The sequence below is a fragment of the Ruegeria sp. K7 genome (genome assembly GCF_056531785.1).
Genome location: NZ_JBQFMJ010000004.1, coordinates 183,784 through 201,188 on the forward strand (window position 1 = coordinate 183,784; position 17,405 = coordinate 201,188).

Consider the following 17,405-nt stretch of genomic DNA (forward strand, 5'->3'; position numbering starts at 1 on the left):
CCTGTTACTGTGCCTCTTGAGGCAGATCGTCCGTGATGTCGTAGTAATCGCCCTTGTCGGCCACGAAGATGTGGCGGGCGAGCGTGAGGCCCGTGGGTTCGTCAAGCGCCCCCATGGAAATCGAAATCGTGTCTTCGTCATTGTGTTGCCAGAAAAGGAACGAGCCGCAGGCGCTGCAGAAGCCGCGTCGGGCGATATCCGAGGCACGAAACCAGCTGAGCGTGTCACTGGCGGAAAAACTGAGATTGTCCTGATGCGTCGAGGCGGACGCCCAGATATGACCCGACTGCCTGCGGCATTGACCGCAATGGCAGGCCGATGGCGGTGAAAGCTCACCGTCGACCGCGAAGGCAACCGAGCCGCACAAACAAGAACCTGTCTGCATTCTATTACCCCCTTGCTGTCGGCGTGGTGCTGGTTCCCAGCAGCACACCGTAAATGATGAAACATGCAGCCATGATCCGGCGCACCCAGATGTTGAACACCGCGCCCAGTGCCGCCTTGCCCATGAGCGCGCCCAGAAGTGTGAAGCCGGTATAGCTGAGTGTCGTAATGACCAGCGCTGTTGGCATGATGACCGACATTTGCTGCCAGATCGGCACATCGGGCTGCACGAATTGCGAAAACGCGGCCAGGTATCCTGCGACGCTTTTGGGATTGATCGTGGCGATGGCCAGTGCATGCAGATAGACATGCCGCGCTGGACGTTCCGTGGCAGGTGCCGGCTTTGCCGCGTTCATCCAGCCGCGCACACCCATCCAGATCAGGAACCCTGCCCCGATCAGTTTGGCGATGAAAAACCCGGTTGGGGACGCCGCGATCAATGCGGTCACGCCCAGTGCCGACAGGATCAGAAACGCGCTGGCCTGAGTCACAATGGCCAGAACACCCAGCATCGCCTTGGCAAATGGCAGGTTCATCCCGTTCGAGATACAATTGACCGCGTTCGGCCCCGGTGTGGTAACGAATACCACCCAGAAAAGCGCGAATATGGTCCAGGCCTCAAAGCTCATCAGTATACCGGCGGGGCGATGACCCAGACCGCAACCGCGGGCTCGTCATAGGGGTTGGACCATTGATAGGGCTCGTGCTTGATCCGAAAACTGTCACCCGGACCCACCGTGTATTCATGATCGCCAATTTTGAGGTCAAGCCGCCCGGAGACCATGTAACCGACCTCTTGCGTCGGGCGATTTGCAGGGGTTTGCATCCGGGACTGGGGTTGAAAGGTAGAATGCACCATCTCGAAATCGTCGGTCAGATCAGGAGACAGCAGTTCCTCGATCAGCCCTTCTTCGCCGGACCCCATCGGTCGCCGTGATCCGGCCCGGACGACATAGCCCTGTTCGGCGGCAGGCGCCGCGGAATGCGCAAACAGCATCGACATCGGAACACCAAGACACTGGGCAATCTGGCGCAGATCCGAGATCGATGGTTCGGATTTGTCGCGCTCAACCTGGCTGAGCCAGCCGACGGACCGGTCCAGACGAGTCGCGATATCGGTCAGCGTCAGCCCGCGCGCCTTGCGCAGGGCGCGGATGTCCGCTCCGAGTGTCGCGCTTTGCGGGGCCTGGCTGTTCACGGGGGCCACTCCGATTCTCGTGAAATTTTCTCCTCGTTTTTCACGATGGCGCGATTCCGTGAAAATTCCAAGCGTTTTTTCACTTGGGTCGACATGCCCGATTGGCTATGTCCCACTCATGTGGATTGCAGTGATCTATCTTTGGGCGGTTAACGGTCTGACCCTGCTGTGTTTCGGTTGGGACAAGGTCCGGGCTCAGCGGCGCAAGCGAAGAATTCCAGAACGCCGGTTGTTGTGGCTTGCGGCCCTCGGCGGCAGCCCCGGCGCGTTGCTTGGACGTTGGCTGTTTCGGCACAAATCCCGAAAACGCGGATTCTCGGCCTGGCTGTTCGGGGTGGCCATGTTACAGGTCTTGGCCCTGTATCTTGCCATGGCCAACGGCCTGCCGACCCTTATGCAGTGACAAGACCTGACGGCACCGTCAATCAGCCGACGTCGCAGACATACATCTCGGTGGTGGCGGAAGAGCGTTCCGTCCAAAGTTCAAAGCCCGCTTTCTGAAGCACGCGGGCAGAGGCTGGATTGTCGCGATCGACACCAGCAACGAGTCGCATGGCAGGGCCTGACAGCACTGCGGTCTGAAGCCCCTTTAACAGTTCGGAGGCGTAGCCGTTTCCCCAAGAACTTTCTGCAATCAGATAACCGATATGGACACTCGGAGGCGCATCACCGTCGGAATCCACGGCCAGCACCATCAATCCGATCAGCTTATTGTCGCTGCCTTGACGCACCAGCAGAATGTCACTTTCGGCGCGACGGGTATCAATCCAGTTCGACATGCCCTGATCCTGCAGCTGCATTGAAGGCGGCAGGTTTTTCAGGACCGCAGGGGTCAGTAGCGCGGCAAGATCGTCAGCTAGCTTGCGCCGCAAGTGCGGTTGGGCAAGATGGTCTTTCCAGTGGCTGACCGAAAGCAGTTGAGTAGAGAATTGGTGTGGAATCATGCCGGACCCGCCAGGTTTCGAGGCCTTCAGAGTTTAGCGGGTCTTTGCGTGAAGCAAAATGTCGAAGTCCGAGAGTGGGCCTTTCGCCCCCCGCGTTTCCATCAGGCTCGCGCGAAAGTTTTGAACAATATCTCCGTCAGGTATTCGGTGTCATCCTCTGAAAACGCATCGGGCTGATCGCTGTCGATGTCGAAAACCGCGATTACCTCACCAGCGGCATTGTGAACAGGCAGGACCAGTTCGGATCGGGTTGAGGACGCGCAGGCGATATGCCCCGGGAACGCGTCGACATCCGGAACAAGCTGCACCTGCCCCGTGCGCGCCGCCGCGCCACAGACACCCCGGTCGAAGGGAATGACCAGACAGCCATGGCCCCCCTGATAAGGGCCGATTTTCAGCAACCCCGGTTCGGTCACCCGATAAAACCCGGTCCAGTTGAACCGGTCGTCGGAATGATGCACCTCGCAGGCGACGGTGGCCATCAGTGCAACCTCGTCACTTTCGCCTTCGGTCAGAGCGGCAATGGTTCTGGCCAGCATGGTGTAGTCTGCAGTCATGGTGGAATTCCCGTCTGTGGTGGGTAAGGGGGCGCTGCCCCCTCTTGAGCCGTTGGCTCAATTCACCCCCGGAGTATTTGGAAAAAGATGAAGGGTCAAACCCGTTCGATTGCAATTGCGGTGCCTTCGCCGCCACCGATGCAGATGGCTGCCACACCCCGCTTGAGGTTTCGTTTTTCCAGAGCATTGAGCAGCGTCACCATGATGCGGGCACCTGATGCGCCGATCGGATGGCCCAGGGCGCAGGCGCCGCCATTCACATTCACTTTTTCACGCGGCAAACCCATTTCGCGCATGAACGCCATGGGAACGACGGCGAAGGCTTCGTTCACTTCCCACAGATCAACGTCATCCTTGCTCCATCCGATGCGGGACAGCAGCTTTTGCGCCGCCGGAACCGGAGCGGTCGTAAAGAGGCCCGGAGCCTGCGCGTGGCTGGCATGCCCGAGGATGCGCGCACGAACGGTCAGGCCCTGCGCCTCGGCCAGCTCGGCGGAGGCAAGAACCAGCGCCGCCGCACCATCGGAGATCGATGAGGAGTTGGCGGCCGTTACGGTCCCGTCCTTGCGAAACGCGGGTTTCAGGGTCGGGATCTTTTCCGGTCGCGCCGATTTTGGCTGTTCGTCAATATCTTGTGTGACTTCACCTCTGCGGGTCCGCACGACGTGCGGCGCAATTTCGCCGTCAAACGCCCCGTTTTCCTGAGCGGCCAGCGCGTTGGACAGAGACTGCAGCGCGTATTCGTCCTGCGCTTCACGCGTGAATTGATAGGCCTCGGCGCAGTCTTCGGCGAAGGTGCCCATCAGTCGGCCCTTGTCATACGCGTCCTCAAGCCCGTCCAGAAACATGTGGTCCACCACCTGACCGTGACCGATTCGCGCCCCGCCGCGCATTTTGGGCAGCAAGTAGGGGGCGTTTGTCATGCTTTCCATACCGCCCGCGACCATGGTGTCGGCATGACCCAGCGCAATCTGGTCAAACGCCATCATCGCCGCTTTCATTCCGGACCCGCACATCTTGTTCAGGGTCGTTGCGGGCACGTCTTCGCCCAAACCGGCGGCGAAACCGGCCTGGCGCGCCGGAGCCTGCCCCTGACCAGCGGGCAGAACGCAGCCCATTAGAACCTCGTCCACGGTCTGTACTCCGGCCCCCTGCATGGCCGCTCGAATGGCCGTGCCACCCAGATCGGCCGCCGCAACCCCATCGAACATGCCCTGAAACCCGCCCATTGGTGTGCGGGCTGCACCCGCGATCACGACCTGCTTCATCCGGATTCTCCTTCTCGTTTTCCGGGTTCTGAATACCGAATGGTAAGAATTGCCGTCTAGCGTATTTCTACGAGGATTTTTCATTCTGGAGGGCAATTGGACATGGGTCTGATCAGTACGGCAACCGGTGAGACGCAGGTGATCAAGGTTCAGGCAGACCGGATCGACGCCGCCATTGCGATACAGTTCAAGGAAGATATGCGCAATCAGACCGACGGCTGCGCGGGCCGGGTGGTGCTGGACCTGTCGGATGTCGAATTCATCGATTCCAGCGGACTGGGTGCCATCGTCGCATCCATGAAACAGCTTGGCGATGACCGCAGCCTGAATCTGGCGGGTCTGCATCCGTTTGTCGAGAAAGTATTTCGGCTGACCCGCATGGATACAGTTTTTCGATTATTTGCGACGCTGGAAGACGCCCTGACGCCGACTGCGGATTAAAGTTGCAAAGGAAACCATTCGCGTGGCTTCTGTTCATGATCATGACTTTCTGGAACTGAGCTTTGCCGCAACCGAAGCTGAGGCGAGCATGGGTATCGCCCGTCTTAGCGCCGGCCTCGCCGAGCGCGGATTGCCCGCGCCAAAGGCAAGCGACGTCAAAATCGCGCTGGCCGAGGCGATAAACAACCTGGTTGAACATGCCTATGCAGGCATCGCCCAGCCCGTGTTCTTGTCAGGTGCCGCCGGCACAGGGATCGGCTTGTTATTATCATTACGGATACCGGCAACCCTTTGCCGGGGCGTCGAGTGCCCGATGTTATTCCGGCGGACGTCAACGCAACCAGACAGAGTCTGCCCGAAGGGGGATTCGGATGGTTCCTGATTCACCAATTGACCAGCGCCATCCATTATGAACGGCGCGAAGGGTGCAATAGGTTGTCTTTGCGCTTCGATTTCCCGGATGAGGCGAATTGACCCGAAATGGCCACAATAAGGCCCAGATCGAAACATTGTCGCGCCGCAAATAATTGGCAAAAGGGTCTTGTAGCTCAGATAGCTTCCCTCGGCGCCTAGCATCACAGCCCCCACCCAGTGACCGGCGCCGAGGAACCTCCCCTCAAGTTGACTGGACATTCCTCTGCCGCGCGATACGGTCTGCGCGTTCAATGAGGAGAGCCCCGTCATGCGCGATTTGCACAAACCCGGACGTTCCGAAGTACTGGCGACCGAAGGCATGTGTGCGACGTCACACCCTTTGGCGGCCAAGGTGGCGCTGGACATACTGGCGCAGGGCGGAAACGCGATGGACGCCGCCATCGCCGGTGCGGTTTTGCTGGGTATTTGCGAACCACAAATGACCGGTCTGGGTGGCGATTGTTTTGTCCTGTTCAATCGCGCAGGCGAGAACGAAATTCGCGCGCTGAACGGTTCAGGCCGCGCGCCCCAAGCAGCAGATGCAGAGGCGTTGCGCGCAAAGGACCTGAAGACCGTGCCCCTGAACACTCCGGATGCGGTGACAGTTCCGGGTGCTGTTGATGCGTTTTGCCACCTGGCGGAAACGGAAGGACGGCTGGGGCTTGAGGCGATTTTGCAACCGTCCATCGACTACGCGGAGACCGGTGTTCCGGTGGCCGCACGAGTGGCCTTCGACTGGAAATCCGGCGCGGCTGTATTGCAGGGTACGGCCCGCGACCACTATCTGATCGATGGCAAGGCCCCGGAAACAGGTCAGGTCTTTCGCGCTCCGGGTCAGGCGGAGATTCTGCGCCAAATTGCTCGTCACGGGCGCGAAGCATTCTACACCGGTGACATCGCGCAAGACATGATTTCCGCCTTGAACACACTGGGTGGGGTCCACACATCAGACGACTTTCAAGCCACCAGATGGACGCAAACCAACCCAATGAGCGGGCACTACAAAGGCACGGACCTTGTCGAACACCCGCCCAATGGGCAAGGGGCGACTGCGATCCTGTTGCTCAATATTCTGAAGAACTTTGATCTGGCCGGGATGGACCCTTTTGGTGCGCAAAGGGTTCATATCGAGGCCGAGGCCACCAAATTGGCCTACGATGCCCGCAACCGATTCATTGCGGACCCCGATCATACGGCCAGGGCCGAACGTTTCACCGATCAGGATACTGCAGACAGGCTGGCAGCGCTTATCGATCCCAAAAGCGCAATGGCGGCCGCCGCACGGCTGACCGAGTCCGTTCACAAGGATACCGTCTATATCACGGTGGTCGACCGGGACCGGATGTCCGTATCTCTCATCTACTCGATCTTCCACAGCTTCGGATCAGGGATCGCGTCTGAAAAATATGGCATTCTGCTGCAGAACCGCGGGGCGGGCTTTACGCTGCAAGGCGGGCACCCCAATGAGCTGGGCGGTGGAAAACGCCCGATGCACACGATCATTCCCGGGATGCTGAAACAGGACGGCCGGGTAGTGATGCCATTCGGTGTCATGGGCGGGGCCTACCAGCCGACCGGACACGCCAGATTCCTGTCCAATCTTGTCGATTTTGATTTGAGTCTTCAGGGCTGCATCGATGCGCCGCGCGCCTTTGCCGATGGTGGGGTACTGAAACTGGAACGCGGATATCCGCAAGCAGTAGCGCAACAATTGTCTGACATTGGCCACACTGTTTCAATTCCTGACACACCCCTCGGCGGTGCACAGGCGATCCGAATCTGTGAAAGCGGTGTACTTGAGGGGGCTAGTGACCCCAGAAAAGACGGATGTGCGCTTGGGTATTGAGTTTCGGCGACCGGAAGGCGGCAGCTATGCGGTTATCAGTTCAGATGAAAGTGCAGCGGATACGCGCCATCCTCGAACGGGCCGAACATGTTGGGAATGTCGGGGTGCTCAACCGGCTCTCCGGACTGGTCGGCAACCAGATTTTGTTCTGAAACATAAGCAACATAGAAGGATTGGTCGTTTTCAGCCAGCAGGTGATAAAACGGCTGATCCTTTATCGGCCGACTGTCTTCAGGAATCGCCTGATACCATTCTTCCGTATTCGAGAACTCCGGATCCACGTCAAAAATCACCCCTCGAAAGGGATGTTTCTTATGGCGGACCACCTGGCCCAAGCCGTATTTGGCATTTGTCTTCAGCATTGTTTCAGCCCCCGGAGGTCTTACTACCTCTTTCCGGGCCAAAATGCCAATCATTGATCTGAAATTCAGGGAAACAGTCTGTGAACCTACTACTGACAGTGTTCGAAATTGTCGCTCCGGTATTTTTGCTTTCAGGGATTGGGTTTACCTGGGTCAGGCTGGGATTCGAGTACCGTTTGCAGTTCGTGACACGGTTTGCGATGACACTGGCCGTGCCAAGTCTGATCTTCGTCGCCCTGATGCAGACCGAAATTCCGGGCGGGGATCTGTCACGGTTCACGCTGGCCACCATTGCCGGGAATCTGGCACTTGCCGTGGTCTTCAAAGTGACCGTTCATCTTTTGAAACTGGAGCAGCGCACGTATCTGTCGCCGCTCATTTTCGGGAATACCGGAAATCTTGGGCTGCCTCTGTGTATTTTTGCATTCGGGCAGGCCGGACTGGGCTATGCGGTGATCTTTCTTGCGGTCACGGCCCTGTTTTCATTCACTTACGGAATCTATCTGGTGGCCGGAAAAGGCGCGTTTGGCAAAGTCATACGCGAGCCGATGGTCTGGGCAACGCTGTTTGGCGCCCTGTTTTTGTGGCAAGGCTGGGAAACGCCCTTGTTTCTGACCAATACGCTTGAGCTGCTGGGGCAGATGGCGGTGCCCATGATGCTGATCACGCTCGGCGTCGCGATTGCACGGCTGACCACCGACAGGCTGGGGCAGGCAATCTGGCTGTCAGTTTTGAAGCTTGGCGTTTGCTTTGTTTTGGGCTGGACCGTTGCAGTGACGTTCGATCTTGGGGCTGTGGCATTCGGTGTGCTGGTCTTACAGATGTGCACCCCGGTGGCAGTCACATCGTACCTTCTGGCCGAGCGGTTCAAGGCCGATTCAGACGCGGTTGCCGGAATGGTCATGGTCTCGACTCTTCTTTCCGTGGGGGCATTACCTGTCATTCTGGCTATTGTTCTGTAACGAAAGTGATTTCCTCAAACTACAATCTGCGCTAGAATGAACAAAAAAGGCACGAGGCACATGAGCAGAATTCTAGTTGTACTCCTTGGGGTGCTGCTTTTGGCATCCTGTGGGGGTGGTTCCAAGCAACCGCCCAGCAGATTGAATGACGCGTGCAGTATTGCGCGCGAAAGGCCGGACTATATCAAGGCGTTCAAATCCACCGAACGGAAATGGGGGGTGCCCATTCACGTTCAGATGGCGACAATCTATCAGGAAAGCCGCTATCGCCACGATGCACGAACCCCGCACAAATACGCACTGGGAGTGATCCCGCTAGGCCGTCAGAGCAGCGCCTACGGCTTCAGCCAGGCCCTTGATGGCACGTGGGAGCAATATCAGCGCGAAACCGGAAAACGGCGCGCCAAGCGGGATCGCATTCGCGACGCGTCGGACTTCATCGGCTGGTACATGAACAAAAGCTACGAACGCAACGGCATCCACCCCAGCGACACCCGCAACCAGTACCTGGCCTATCACGAAGGTCACGCCGGCTTTGCGCGTGGCACCTACAACGGTAAATCCTGGTTGCTGAACGTGGCGGATGATGTCGATGCGCGTGCGCGTCTTTATCAGGCCCAGCTGGCGTCCTGCCGAGTCTGACACCATTGCGCAGGCCGGCAGTTACCCGGCCTGTCCTAATTCGGGCGTGAGAACAGGCTCTGGTTCAAGCGTCCGTCTGTTTCCAATGCGCCCAGCAGGACCGTGGTCTGCCCCCCGGCATTGTCGTGAATCACCCATTTACGCAGCTCAATGGGATCGCCTGTAAACATCAGCTCGATCCGGCCTGCGTCGGGGTTTTTGGGGTCCTGCGCCGTAACGATTGTGGCGGTCCCGTCAAACTCGTGCCCCACCACCATATTCGCCTCACCCAGATTTACATTTCGCTTCAGCACCAGTGACAACGGTGTCCGGTTCAGCGGGTATTGCTCGGGCGGCTGGTTTGATTTCGGATCAAAGATCATCACGGATCCGGAGCGCGCCAGAACGACGGCATCATTGGGGGGGTCATATTCGAACCGCATCTTGCCGGGGCGTTGAATCCAAAGCTTTCCGGTACTTAGCGATCCGTCATCGTTGACCTGAGTGAACGACGTCTGAACGGTTTTCATATCGTTCAGGTATTTTGAAATCTGCGACAATGGCAGTTTGTCTGCCGCCCAGGCCGCAGGCGCGGCCAGTGTCAAAGCAAGGGCAAAGGCTATCTGTTTCATGAGACACCAGATAAGCGCTTTGCCCTTGTTATTAAATATCCTACTGCTCGGGGACGAGGATTTCGCGTTTGCCGACGTGATTTGCTGACGAAACAACGCCTTCGTCTTCCATCTGCTCAACAAGCCGCGCGGCCTTGTTGTAGCCAATGGCAAGTTTCCGCTGAATGTACGAGGTCGAGCATTTGCGATCCTTGATTACAATCCCGACTGCCTGATCGTACAGGGCATCCTCACCGTTGGTGTTTCCACCGGTATTCAGGCCCAGAACAGCGTCGATATTGTCAGCCGTTTCCTCTGCCGGGCCATCGACCACCCCACTCATGTAGTCCGGTGGGCCGAAATGTTTCAGGTGGTTGACGATTTCCTCGACTTCTTCGTCCGAAACGAATGGCCCATGGCAGCGGGTGATCTTGGCCCCACCCGCCATGTAGAGCATGTCGCCCTGCCCCAACAGTTGCTCAGCCCCCATTTCACCAAGGATGGTACGGCTGTCGACTTTCGAGGTCACCTGGAACGAAATCCGCGTCGGGAAGTTCGCCTTGATCGTACCGGTGATCACGTCGACCGACGGACGTTGCGTGGCCATGATCAGGTGAATACCCGAAGCCCGCGCCATCTGTGCAAGTCGCTGAATGCAGGCTTCGATTTCCTTGCCCGCGACCATCATCAGGTCGGCCATCTCGTCGACGATGACGACGATGTAGGGCATCGCCTCGGGCGCGAATTCTTCGGTCTCGAATGTGGGTTCGCCGGTGTCATCGTCAAACCCGGTCTGGACCGTGCGGCTGAACAGTTCGCCCTTGGCCAGCGCGTCCTTCACGCGGCCGTTGTAGCCCGCGATATTGCGCACGCCCATTTTGGACATCTTGCGATAGCGGTCCTCCATCTCGCCCACGACCCATTTCAGAGCCACAACCGCCTTTTTCGGGTCGGTCACAACCGGGGACAGCAGATGCGGGATGCCGTCATAAACGGACAGCTCCAGCATCTTTGGGTCGATCATGATAAGGCGGCATTCATCCGGCGTCAGCTTATACAGCAGCGACAGGATCATGGTGTTGATCGCCACCGACTTACCGGAGCCCGTGGTACCCGCGATCAGCAGGTGAGGCATCTTGGCCAGGTTCGCCACGACGGATTCCCCGCCAATATCCTTGCCCAATGCCAGAGGCAGCGCGTGGTTGCCATCGCCAAAGTCCCGGCTGGCGAGGATTTCGCGCAGCACCACCATCTCGCGATTTTCGTTGGGCAGTTCGATACCGATCACGGAACGCCCCGGCAATGTCGAAACCCGCGCCGACAAGGCGGACATGGACCGCGCGATATCGTCCGCCAGACCGATCACACGGCTGGCTTTCAGGCCCGGAGCCGGTTCAAGTTCGTACATGGTCACTACAGGGCCAGGGCGGACGCTGACGATCTCACCCTTGACGCCATAATCGTCCAGAACGTTTTCCAACATCCGCGCGTTTTCCTCCAGCGCCTCATCGCTCAGATGATGGCGCTGAATGCTGGCCGGATTGGACAGCAGACCCAGCGGCGGCAATTCGAAATCCGAATGCCGTTCCTCGAACGACAAGGTCGGCTGCGCTTCGGCCTGAGCACGACGCGACGGAGGCGGGCTGCGGCGCACAGGCTGTGCCACGACCGGTTTGCGAGGCTCGGCCACCGGGATTTTCATTGCCGTGCGCGGCTCTGGCGCGGGTTCGGGCGCGTCCTCAAAAACGTCGTCGTCGTCAAAATCGGGTTCCGGCTGAAAGCCCTGCATGTGATCGGGTTCAGGCACGTACGCGTTCGGCTCAGGCGCCTGCCATTCGGGCGCCGCCCCTGAAGTCAACAGCGGTTCGGGTGGCAACCCGGCCGCAGTAATGGGTGGCTCGGGCGGCAATTCTCCGGCCCGCGCTGTGTTCAGGATCAGTGGGTCGGGCCCTCTGCCGCGGCCCTTGGTCAGCGGAAGGTTCGGATCGGGTTCGGGCGTCATCTCACCGGTGGCGACCCGGCGGCTGCGGACGGCTGCCGAAATTTTCGAACGGATACGATCCTCTCCCGGCATTTCGTCGAAACCTGCAACCGGTTCAGGGTCGACAAGCTCGGGTTCCGGCATCGGTTCCGGTCGCCGGATCAACGCGGGCATCCGCGCCAGCAGCCCGGTTTTCTGCGGCCCGGGCCCGAATTCAGGCTCTTCGAATACAGGATCGGCAAAATCCATATCGTCCTGGAACACGAGGTCATCAGCCTCGATCCGGGCGGCCTTGCGATCTTCCCACCGCGCGCGGCGGTCACGCGCGGCCTGGGCCGTGGCAGATGCGCTGCGGCCAAGACCCTTCATCAGCATGTCGTAGGACAGAACAAGACCAAGCAGGAAAGCCCGGAACCCGCGCCGGACGTCGTCTTTGGTAAACCCAAGCACAAAAACGCCCAGCGCCAGCATCCCCACCGCCATCGCCAGCGACATCAGCTTGACCATGAAATGCGAGGAAATCGGCAACAATGTCAGCAACGCACCCATCACGGTATCGCCAAACAAACCGCCCAGACCATAGCTGTGGGTGGCGCGCCATGCGTCGCCCGGCACCAAAGTCGCTGCATAAACCGATACAACCGCGATCCAGATCGGCGCAAAGATCAGGCGCGCAACGGCGCGATCTTCGCCGAAGTGACCGGCAAAGCGGATGCCCCAGCCAATCAACACCAAAGCGATGCTCCAGCTTCCCCAGCCCACGATCATGAACAGAGGCGCAGCGATCGAGGCCCCGATACGGCCCATCCAGTTCTGCACCGGCGCGTCTGTCGATACCATCCAGTTCGGATCATCCGGCGTGTAGGACCAGATCATTGCCGCTGCCGCAAAACCAAGCAGGATCAGGGCGATCCCGATCAATTCCTTGCTGCGCCGCTCAATCGCGGCCTGCGTTGTGCTGTCCAGTAAAGGATCGCGGTTGCGCGCGTTCAATGATGCCATTTTGCCCTCGTACCTCACGAATAGATGCAGTCGCGAAGCGTGATCAGCCCGCGCTGCAACTCTGTTTTTGGGGCCACCATGGCGACCCGGATAAATTGCTCGCCCGGGTTCTGGCCCGGATCACCTTGTGAAAGATATGCGCCTGGCAGGACACGCACCCCGGTCTCCTGCCACAGCTTCAACGCTGTTTCCTCGCCGTTTTCGACTGGCAGCCACAGAAAAAACCCGGCCTCGGGGGGCATATAGCCCTGCACGCCAGCGAACACCTCGTCCGCAATGGCGTATTTATCCCGATAAAGCGCGCGGTTTTCCCTTACATGCGCCTCATCCGCCCAGACCTTGGCGGCAGCGGCCTGCAAAGGCGCTGGCAGAGGCGCGCCAGAATAGGCCCGCAGCTGTTTGACCCTTTTGATCGTCTCGGGTCCACCAGCAATCAGACCCGAACGCAGCCCGGCCAGATTGGATCGTTTGGACAGCGAATTGAACAGGACGATCCGCTCAGGATCCGATCCCAGTTCCTGCGCCACGGTCAGAATACCTGTCGGAGCTTCGTCGCGGTAAATCTCGGAATAACATTCGTCGGCGAAGATGCGGAAATCGTATCTCTCGGCCAGACGGATCAGTTCAGCCCAATAGTCCCGCGACGCAACCGCGCCCTGCGGGTTGGCGGGTGAGCAGATATAGGCCACCGCAGTTCGGTTCAGCACGTCCTCGGGCAGACCGGCATAGTCCGGCAAGTGCCCTGTGGCGGCCGTGGCAGAAACAAAAACCGGCTGCGCCCCGACCGAGATCGAGGCGACCATGTAGACCTGATAAAACGGGTTCGGGCACAGCACGATCGGCTGCTGGCCGTTTTTCCGCTCCGGGCACAGCGCCATAGCTGCGTTATACAGGCCCTCGCGTGTGCCATTCAGGGCCATAACGTTGGTTTCGGGATCAAGCGAAACACCATAACGACGTTCGATCCAATCGGTGATCGCGCCCCGCAGCGCGGGCGAACCTTCGTTCGGCGGGTATCCCTGAAAATCAGCAGCGTTTTCGGCGATGATATCCGTCACCCACGCCGGGAAATCATGCATTGGCGTGCCGATAGTCATATGAATGACCTCACCGCCCGGCTGATGGTGATCCAACAGGGCGCGCAGACGCGGGAATGCATATGCCGGTAGGTCCGAAAACCGCTCGGGGAAATTCATAACAACTGCCTCAATGCCGGGATCGTTTTTGTCCCGATTTTTTGGCAGATTACAGGGCGCACCCCGCCTCGTCCAGACAAAGAGGTGCCGAATCAGGGGATTGTGGCATTCAGGCCAACGCGGATTCGGCCGCAGATCCCAGCCGTAACAGCGCTTCTTCCGAACCGGGATAGCCTAGCATCATCAATCCGCAACCGGGTGTTCCGGTGGGCAAAGTCAGAGAAGCCAAACCCATCAGATTGCCGATGCGCGTGTTGCGCAGGGCCAGCAGATTTTCGGTGACGTAGTAGTCATGGTCGGTCATCAGACGGTCCAGATTCGGCGGCACAATGGGTGCCGTCGGGGCCAGAACCGCGTCAAACCCGGCGGTTGCGGCGTCCCATGCGCTGCGGCAGGCCTTGAGCCTGGACCAGGCCGCTACGTAGTCCGGGCCGGAATGCGCCTTGCCGATGCGGAATCGTTCCAGAATTTCCGGATACATGGCATCGGGGTTCGCTTCGATCACGTCACGCCACAGCCCATACGCTTCTGTCGTATAGACTACACTGGTCAGACCCATGGCGTCGTTCAGTTCAGGAACATCCAGCGGTACGATTTGCGCGCCGGCCTCCCGCAGTCGGTTCAGGGCTTCCTCATGCGCCTTGCGCGGGCCGTCCCGCAAATCATCCCTGGCAACATTCTGCAGATCGGCAAACCGCCGCCCTTTCAGGCTGGCCCCCCGCAAGTCGGCGGGAGTGCCACCTTCCAACAACGCCAGCACGTGCGCAGCATCCTCGACCGAACGGGCCAGCGGCCCAACCGTGTCAAACCGCAGGCACAATGGCACAGTGCCCTCAAGACTGACGCGTCCGGCTGTTGTTTTCAGGCCCACCAGATTGTTCCAGGCCGACGGGATGCGTACCGACCCGCCGGTATCCGATCCGATCCCGCAAGCCGCCAGCCCCCATGCTACCGAAGCCGCCGCGCCCGAGGATGAGCCGCCGGGCACCGCCTCTTCATCGTCAATACAGGGCGGCGTACCGGTGATGGGATTCAGTCCTAGGCCGGAAAAGGCCAGCTCGCTCATATGTGTCTTGCCCAGACACACCGTTCCCATGGCGGTGGCGTTGCGCACGACCACGGCATCGGCATCCGGAACGCGACCTTTCAGCAGGGCCGTGCCTGCCTCGGTTGCGATGCCTGCCGTGTCAAACAGGTCTTTCCAGCTGATTGGCACACCGTCCAGCAAGGATCGGCGCAGCCCCAAGCCAGCTCGTTCCTTTGCGGCCTTGGCTTCGGCCCGGGCGCGGTCATGGGTAACGCGGGCATAAATACGATCACGATGCGGATGCGCGTCGATGGCCGCCAGATAGGTTTCGGTCAGATCCACAGGGTCGATCTGCCCCATTCCGATGCCGCGCCCCAGATCGCACGCGGTCATGGTCAGCCACTCCTGCATCCCTCACCTCCATTTATCTACGATGAGGGGACGGTAGCGACACGACCGCACATGGACAATCCCGAAAGGGCGCGCATATTGCGGGGCATGACTAAGGCTTCGGATATCCTGATCGTTGGCGGCGGCCTGAACGGCCCCGCACTCGCACTGGCACTGGCGCAGACCGGGCATTCTGTAACGGTAATCGACGCGCTGGCCGAGACCGTGCGAAAGGACGCCGCATTTGACGGCCGGGCCTACGCACTTGCGCTTGCTTCGCAAAGATTACTGGCGGCGACCGGCGTCTGGAGCAGGGTTGCCGGGCATGCGCAACCGATGCTCGAGATCAAGGTCACCGACGGGCATGCCGGGGCCGGCCCGTCGCCCTTCTTGATGCATTTCGACCATGCCGAGATCGAAGAAGGCCCGATGGGCTACATGGTCGAAGACCGCCATCTGCGTCGCGCTTTTCTGGAGGCGATGGCCGTGGAAAAGGGCATCACGCAGCTGAGCGGGAAGACAGTCGTAGCGCAGGAATGCGATGCAACGGGCGTGTCACTGACACTTGACGATGGCTCTGTTCTGACCGGCGGCCTGCTTGTCGGATGCGACGGGCGCCGAAGCGGCACTGCCGCGCGGGCGGGCATCAGGCGCACCGGCTGGGATTATGGGCAGACGGCGCTGGTCTGCGCCATCGAACATGACCTGCCCCATCACGGCATTGCCCACCAGTTCTTCATGCCACCAGGTCCGCTGGCTATTCTGCCGCTGACCGGCAATCGCAGCTCCATTGTCTGGAGTGAACGGACCGACACGGCCCGGCACATAAACGCCCTGTCAGAAGCCGACTATCTGCAGGTCCTGCGCCCCCGGTTCGGGGATTTCCTGGGCGACATCCGTTTGCAGGGCGACCGGTTCACCTACCCGCTGAACCTGACCATCGCCAATTCCTTCATCGGCGAGCGGTTGGCACTCGTTGGGGATGCCGCGCACGGCATGCACCCGATTGCGGGGCAAGGATTAAACGCCGGATTGCGCGACGTGGGCGCGCTGGCCGAGGTGCTGACGCTGGCCGGACGGCGGGGCGAGGATTTCAGCTCGGCTCTGGTGCTGGAACGCTATCAGGAGTGGCGGCGGTTCGATACAGCCGCATTGGCCATGGCGACGGATGTGTTCAACAAGCTGTTTTCCAACGACAACCCGCTGCTACGGATCGGTCGCGACATCGGCATGGGCATCGTCGGCTCTATGCCCGGGTTGCGCCGGGGCTTTGTGCGCGAGGCCGCCGGGCTGACCGGAGACCTGCCAAAACTGCTGCAGGGGCGCGCGATCTAAAACGCCGCCGGGCACCCTGAGACGATCAGTCGAGTTCTCGTGCTTCATCCACGAGCATCACCGGGATGCCGTTGCGGATCGGAAAGGCGAGATTTGCGGCTTTCGACACAAGCTCCTGCTTTTCGGCATCAAAATGCAGCGTCGTATGGGTTTGCGGGCAGATCAGCGCCTCGAGCATGCGGCGATCAAAAGTGGTGTCGGGTTCGCTCATTGCAGTTTTTCCTCGTTAGAGCCGCCGCGTAGGGCGAATTCGATCAGCGTCACAAGCGTTTCACGCCGGGTGCGCAGACAGGGCGCCTCGAGCAGAGCCTGTTTGTCCTCGGGGTCGAAATCCAGCAGCATCGACAGAGAGTTGACCAGCAACTCATCATCTGCATCCTTCAAAGTGTCCCAATCCGTCGACAGATGTCGTGAGGAAAAGAATCGCTCCAGCAGGTTCAGAAACCTTGTGCGATTGAACCCGTCATCCTGTTCCGCCTTGCCCAGATCGCGGTCAAACCCATCCCACGAGACCGAGCACCGTCGATAGGGCGTAAATGCATCCAGTTCGGATTTGACCCGAAACCGCGAAATCCCGGTCAGTGTGATCAGATATCGGCCATCTTCCGTTTCGGAAAACTGTGTCACCCGCCCGGCACATCCGATCTGGTGCAGCTTGCTTTCGTCGCTTTGGCATGGATTCGGCTGAACCATGGCTATCAGCCGTTCCTGAGTCTTGAGCGCGTCGTCCAGCATCTGAAGATAACGCGGCTCAAAAATGTGCAGCGGCAGGCGCGAACGGGGCAACAGCAGCGCCCCGGGCAATGGAAAAACGGATACCGTTTCCGGCAGATCGGCGGGATGCATCATGTAGCCGAGTGTAGCCC

Annotated in this window: 20 protein-coding genes and 1 pseudogene; 8 read left to right on the forward strand and 13 right to left on the reverse strand. The window is 59.5% G+C overall.

What is annotated here, in order from left to right; translation table 11 throughout:
• Positions 1-4 precede the first annotated feature (4 nt).
• Genes ACR0FE_RS09725 through ACR0FE_RS09735 form a run of 3 tightly spaced genes read right to left on the reverse strand, consistent with a single transcriptional unit; the run spans position 5 to position 1,582 of the window.
• On the reverse strand, positions 5-385 hold the full coding sequence (locus tag ACR0FE_RS09725; protein ID WP_170679464.1) for a GFA family protein: 381 nt from the start codon (positions 383-385) through the stop codon (positions 5-7).
• Between the two features lie 4 nt (positions 386-389).
• Positions 390-1,013, reverse strand: a complete 624-nt coding sequence (locus ACR0FE_RS09730; protein ID WP_480813008.1) for a LysE family translocator — start codon at positions 1,011-1,013, stop codon at positions 390-392.
• Positions 1,013-1,582 (reverse strand): helix-turn-helix domain-containing protein, encoded by a 570-nt coding sequence (locus tag ACR0FE_RS09735; protein WP_480912643.1) that lies wholly within the window; start codon positions 1,580-1,582, stop codon positions 1,013-1,015. Before ACR0FE_RS09735 ends, ACR0FE_RS09730 begins: the two co-directional genes overlap by 1 nt.
• A gap of 118 nt (positions 1,583-1,700) precedes the next feature.
• Between ACR0FE_RS09735 and ACR0FE_RS09740 the strand changes: the two genes are divergently transcribed.
• On the forward strand, positions 1,701-1,985 hold the full coding sequence (locus tag ACR0FE_RS09740) for a DUF1294 domain-containing protein (RefSeq protein ID WP_480912644.1): 285 nt from the start codon (positions 1,701-1,703) through the stop codon (positions 1,983-1,985).
• Positions 1,986-2,007: 22 nt separating this feature from the next.
• Here ACR0FE_RS09740 and ACR0FE_RS09745 read toward each other — a convergent pair whose 3' ends face one another.
• From ACR0FE_RS09745 to ACR0FE_RS09755, 3 genes are all read right to left on the reverse strand, one after another.
• Complete coding sequence (locus tag ACR0FE_RS09745; protein ID WP_480912645.1) at positions 2,008-2,454, reverse strand: GNAT family N-acetyltransferase; 447 nt, start codon at positions 2,452-2,454, stop codon at positions 2,008-2,010.
• Between the two features lie 173 nt (positions 2,455-2,627).
• Positions 2,628-3,083, reverse strand: a complete 456-nt coding sequence (locus ACR0FE_RS09750) for a GAF domain-containing protein (RefSeq protein ID WP_480912646.1) — start codon at positions 3,081-3,083, stop codon at positions 2,628-2,630.
• Between the two features lie 95 nt (positions 3,084-3,178).
• Positions 3,179-4,351 (reverse strand): thiolase family protein, encoded by a 1,173-nt coding sequence (locus ACR0FE_RS09755; protein ID WP_480912647.1) that lies wholly within the window; start codon positions 4,349-4,351, stop codon positions 3,179-3,181.
• 102 nt (positions 4,352-4,453) lie between these two features.
• Here ACR0FE_RS09755 and ACR0FE_RS09760 point away from each other — a divergent pair, with 102 nt between their 5' ends.
• From ACR0FE_RS09760 to ACR0FE_RS09775, 4 genes and pseudogenes are all read left to right on the forward strand, one after another.
• Positions 4,454-4,792: an STAS domain-containing protein gene (locus ACR0FE_RS09760; RefSeq protein ID WP_480912648.1), complete on the forward strand. Its 339-nt coding sequence runs from the start codon at positions 4,454-4,456 to the stop codon at positions 4,790-4,792.
• Between the two features lie 88 nt (positions 4,793-4,880).
• A pseudogene (locus tag ACR0FE_RS09765) lies at positions 4,881-4,943 on the forward strand (hypothetical protein); the annotation flags it as partial.
• A gap of 113 nt (positions 4,944-5,056) precedes the next feature.
• Positions 5,057-5,266, forward strand: a complete 210-nt coding sequence (locus ACR0FE_RS09770) for an ATP-binding protein (RefSeq protein ID WP_480535766.1) — start codon at positions 5,057-5,059, stop codon at positions 5,264-5,266.
• A gap of 208 nt (positions 5,267-5,474) precedes the next feature.
• Positions 5,475-7,052, forward strand: coding sequence for a gamma-glutamyltransferase family protein (locus ACR0FE_RS09775; protein WP_480912649.1), 1,578 nt, complete (start codon positions 5,475-5,477; stop codon positions 7,050-7,052).
• Positions 7,053-7,087: 35 nt separating this feature from the next.
• On the opposite strand, the gene hspQ is transcribed toward ACR0FE_RS09775, so the two are convergent.
• The gene (hspQ, locus tag ACR0FE_RS09780; RefSeq protein WP_170614257.1) at positions 7,088-7,414 is read right to left on the reverse strand and encodes a heat shock protein HspQ; all 327 of its coding nucleotides are present in this window, start codon (positions 7,412-7,414) and stop codon (positions 7,088-7,090) included.
• Positions 7,415-7,494: 80 nt separating this feature from the next.
• Between hspQ and ACR0FE_RS09785 the strand changes: the two genes are divergently transcribed.
• The gene (locus tag ACR0FE_RS09785; RefSeq protein ID WP_170614256.1) at positions 7,495-8,376 is read left to right on the forward strand and encodes an AEC family transporter; all 882 of its coding nucleotides are present in this window, start codon (positions 7,495-7,497) and stop codon (positions 8,374-8,376) included.
• Between the two features lie 60 nt (positions 8,377-8,436).
• Complete coding sequence (locus tag ACR0FE_RS09790) at positions 8,437-9,018, forward strand: transglycosylase SLT domain-containing protein (RefSeq protein ID WP_170614255.1); 582 nt, start codon at positions 8,437-8,439, stop codon at positions 9,016-9,018.
• A gap of 35 nt (positions 9,019-9,053) precedes the next feature.
• Here ACR0FE_RS09790 and ACR0FE_RS09795 read toward each other — a convergent pair whose 3' ends face one another.
• The 4 genes from ACR0FE_RS09795 to ACR0FE_RS09810 form a co-directional block, all read right to left on the reverse strand.
• Positions 9,054-9,629, reverse strand: coding sequence for a LolA family protein (locus tag ACR0FE_RS09795; protein WP_170614254.1), 576 nt, complete (start codon positions 9,627-9,629; stop codon positions 9,054-9,056).
• A 40-nt stretch (positions 9,630-9,669) separates the two neighbouring features.
• Complete coding sequence (locus tag ACR0FE_RS09800; protein ID WP_480912650.1) at positions 9,670-12,591, reverse strand: DNA translocase FtsK; 2,922 nt, start codon at positions 12,589-12,591, stop codon at positions 9,670-9,672.
• Between the two features lie 14 nt (positions 12,592-12,605).
• Positions 12,606-13,787, reverse strand: coding sequence for an aminotransferase class I/II-fold pyridoxal phosphate-dependent enzyme (locus tag ACR0FE_RS09805; RefSeq protein ID WP_480912651.1), 1,182 nt, complete (start codon positions 13,785-13,787; stop codon positions 12,606-12,608).
• A 109-nt stretch (positions 13,788-13,896) separates the two neighbouring features.
• Complete coding sequence (locus ACR0FE_RS09810; RefSeq protein WP_480912652.1) at positions 13,897-15,225, reverse strand: amidase; 1,329 nt, start codon at positions 15,223-15,225, stop codon at positions 13,897-13,899.
• An 87-nt stretch (positions 15,226-15,312) separates the two neighbouring features.
• Between ACR0FE_RS09810 and ACR0FE_RS09815 the strand changes: the two genes are divergently transcribed.
• Positions 15,313-16,539 (forward strand): FAD-dependent monooxygenase, encoded by a 1,227-nt coding sequence (locus ACR0FE_RS09815; protein ID WP_480912653.1) that lies wholly within the window; start codon positions 15,313-15,315, stop codon positions 16,537-16,539.
• Between the two features lie 25 nt (positions 16,540-16,564).
• Here ACR0FE_RS09815 and ACR0FE_RS09820 read toward each other — a convergent pair whose 3' ends face one another.
• A complete protein-coding gene (locus ACR0FE_RS09820) occupies positions 16,565-16,750 on the reverse strand; it encodes a Trm112 family protein (RefSeq protein ID WP_170614250.1) in 186 nt (61 codons plus the stop codon).
• Positions 16,747-17,388 (reverse strand): LON peptidase substrate-binding domain-containing protein, encoded by a 642-nt coding sequence (locus ACR0FE_RS09825; protein ID WP_170619278.1) that lies wholly within the window; start codon positions 17,386-17,388, stop codon positions 16,747-16,749. The genes ACR0FE_RS09820 and ACR0FE_RS09825 overlap by 4 nt, the downstream gene beginning before the upstream one ends.
• Between the last annotated feature and the right edge of the window lie 17 nt (positions 17,389-17,405).

Coding starts and splice junctions, on each gene's coding strand:
- ACR0FE_RS09825 (WP_170619278.1), bottom strand. CDS start 17,388: ATGATGCATCCCGCCGATCTGCCGGAAACGGTATCCGTTTTTCCATTG.
- ACR0FE_RS09755 (WP_480912647.1), bottom strand. CDS start 4,351: ATGAAGCAGGTCGTGATCGCGGGTGCAGCCCGCACACCAATGGGCGGG.
- ACR0FE_RS09790 (WP_170614255.1), top strand. CDS start 8,437: ATGAGCAGAATTCTAGTTGTACTCCTTGGGGTGCTGCTTTTGGCATCC.
- ACR0FE_RS09810 (WP_480912652.1), bottom strand. CDS start 15,225: ATGCAGGAGTGGCTGACCATGACCGCGTGCGATCTGGGGCGCGGCATC.
- ACR0FE_RS09760 (WP_480912648.1), top strand. CDS start 4,454: ATGGGTCTGATCAGTACGGCAACCGGTGAGACGCAGGTGATCAAGGTT.
- ACR0FE_RS09775 (WP_480912649.1), top strand. CDS start 5,475: ATGCGCGATTTGCACAAACCCGGACGTTCCGAAGTACTGGCGACCGAA.
- ACR0FE_RS09740 (WP_480912644.1), top strand. CDS start 1,701: ATGTGGATTGCAGTGATCTATCTTTGGGCGGTTAACGGTCTGACCCTG.
- ACR0FE_RS09800 (WP_480912650.1), bottom strand. CDS start 12,591: ATGGCATCATTGAACGCGCGCAACCGCGATCCTTTACTGGACAGCACA.
- ACR0FE_RS09820 (WP_170614250.1), bottom strand. CDS start 16,750: ATGAGCGAACCCGACACCACTTTTGATCGCCGCATGCTCGAGGCGCTG.
- ACR0FE_RS09805 (WP_480912651.1), bottom strand. CDS start 13,787: ATGAATTTCCCCGAGCGGTTTTCGGACCTACCGGCATATGCATTCCCG.
- ACR0FE_RS09730 (WP_480813008.1), bottom strand. CDS start 1,013: ATGAGCTTTGAGGCCTGGACCATATTCGCGCTTTTCTGGGTGGTATTC.
- ACR0FE_RS09815 (WP_480912653.1), top strand. CDS start 15,313: ATGACTAAGGCTTCGGATATCCTGATCGTTGGCGGCGGCCTGAACGGC.
- ACR0FE_RS09750 (WP_480912646.1), bottom strand. CDS start 3,083: ATGACTGCAGACTACACCATGCTGGCCAGAACCATTGCCGCTCTGACC.
- ACR0FE_RS09725 (WP_170679464.1), bottom strand. CDS start 385: ATGCAGACAGGTTCTTGTTTGTGCGGCTCGGTTGCCTTCGCGGTCGAC.
- ACR0FE_RS09795 (WP_170614254.1), bottom strand. CDS start 9,629: ATGAAACAGATAGCCTTTGCCCTTGCTTTGACACTGGCCGCGCCTGCG.
- hspQ (WP_170614257.1), bottom strand. CDS start 7,414: ATGCTGAAGACAAATGCCAAATACGGCTTGGGCCAGGTGGTCCGCCAT.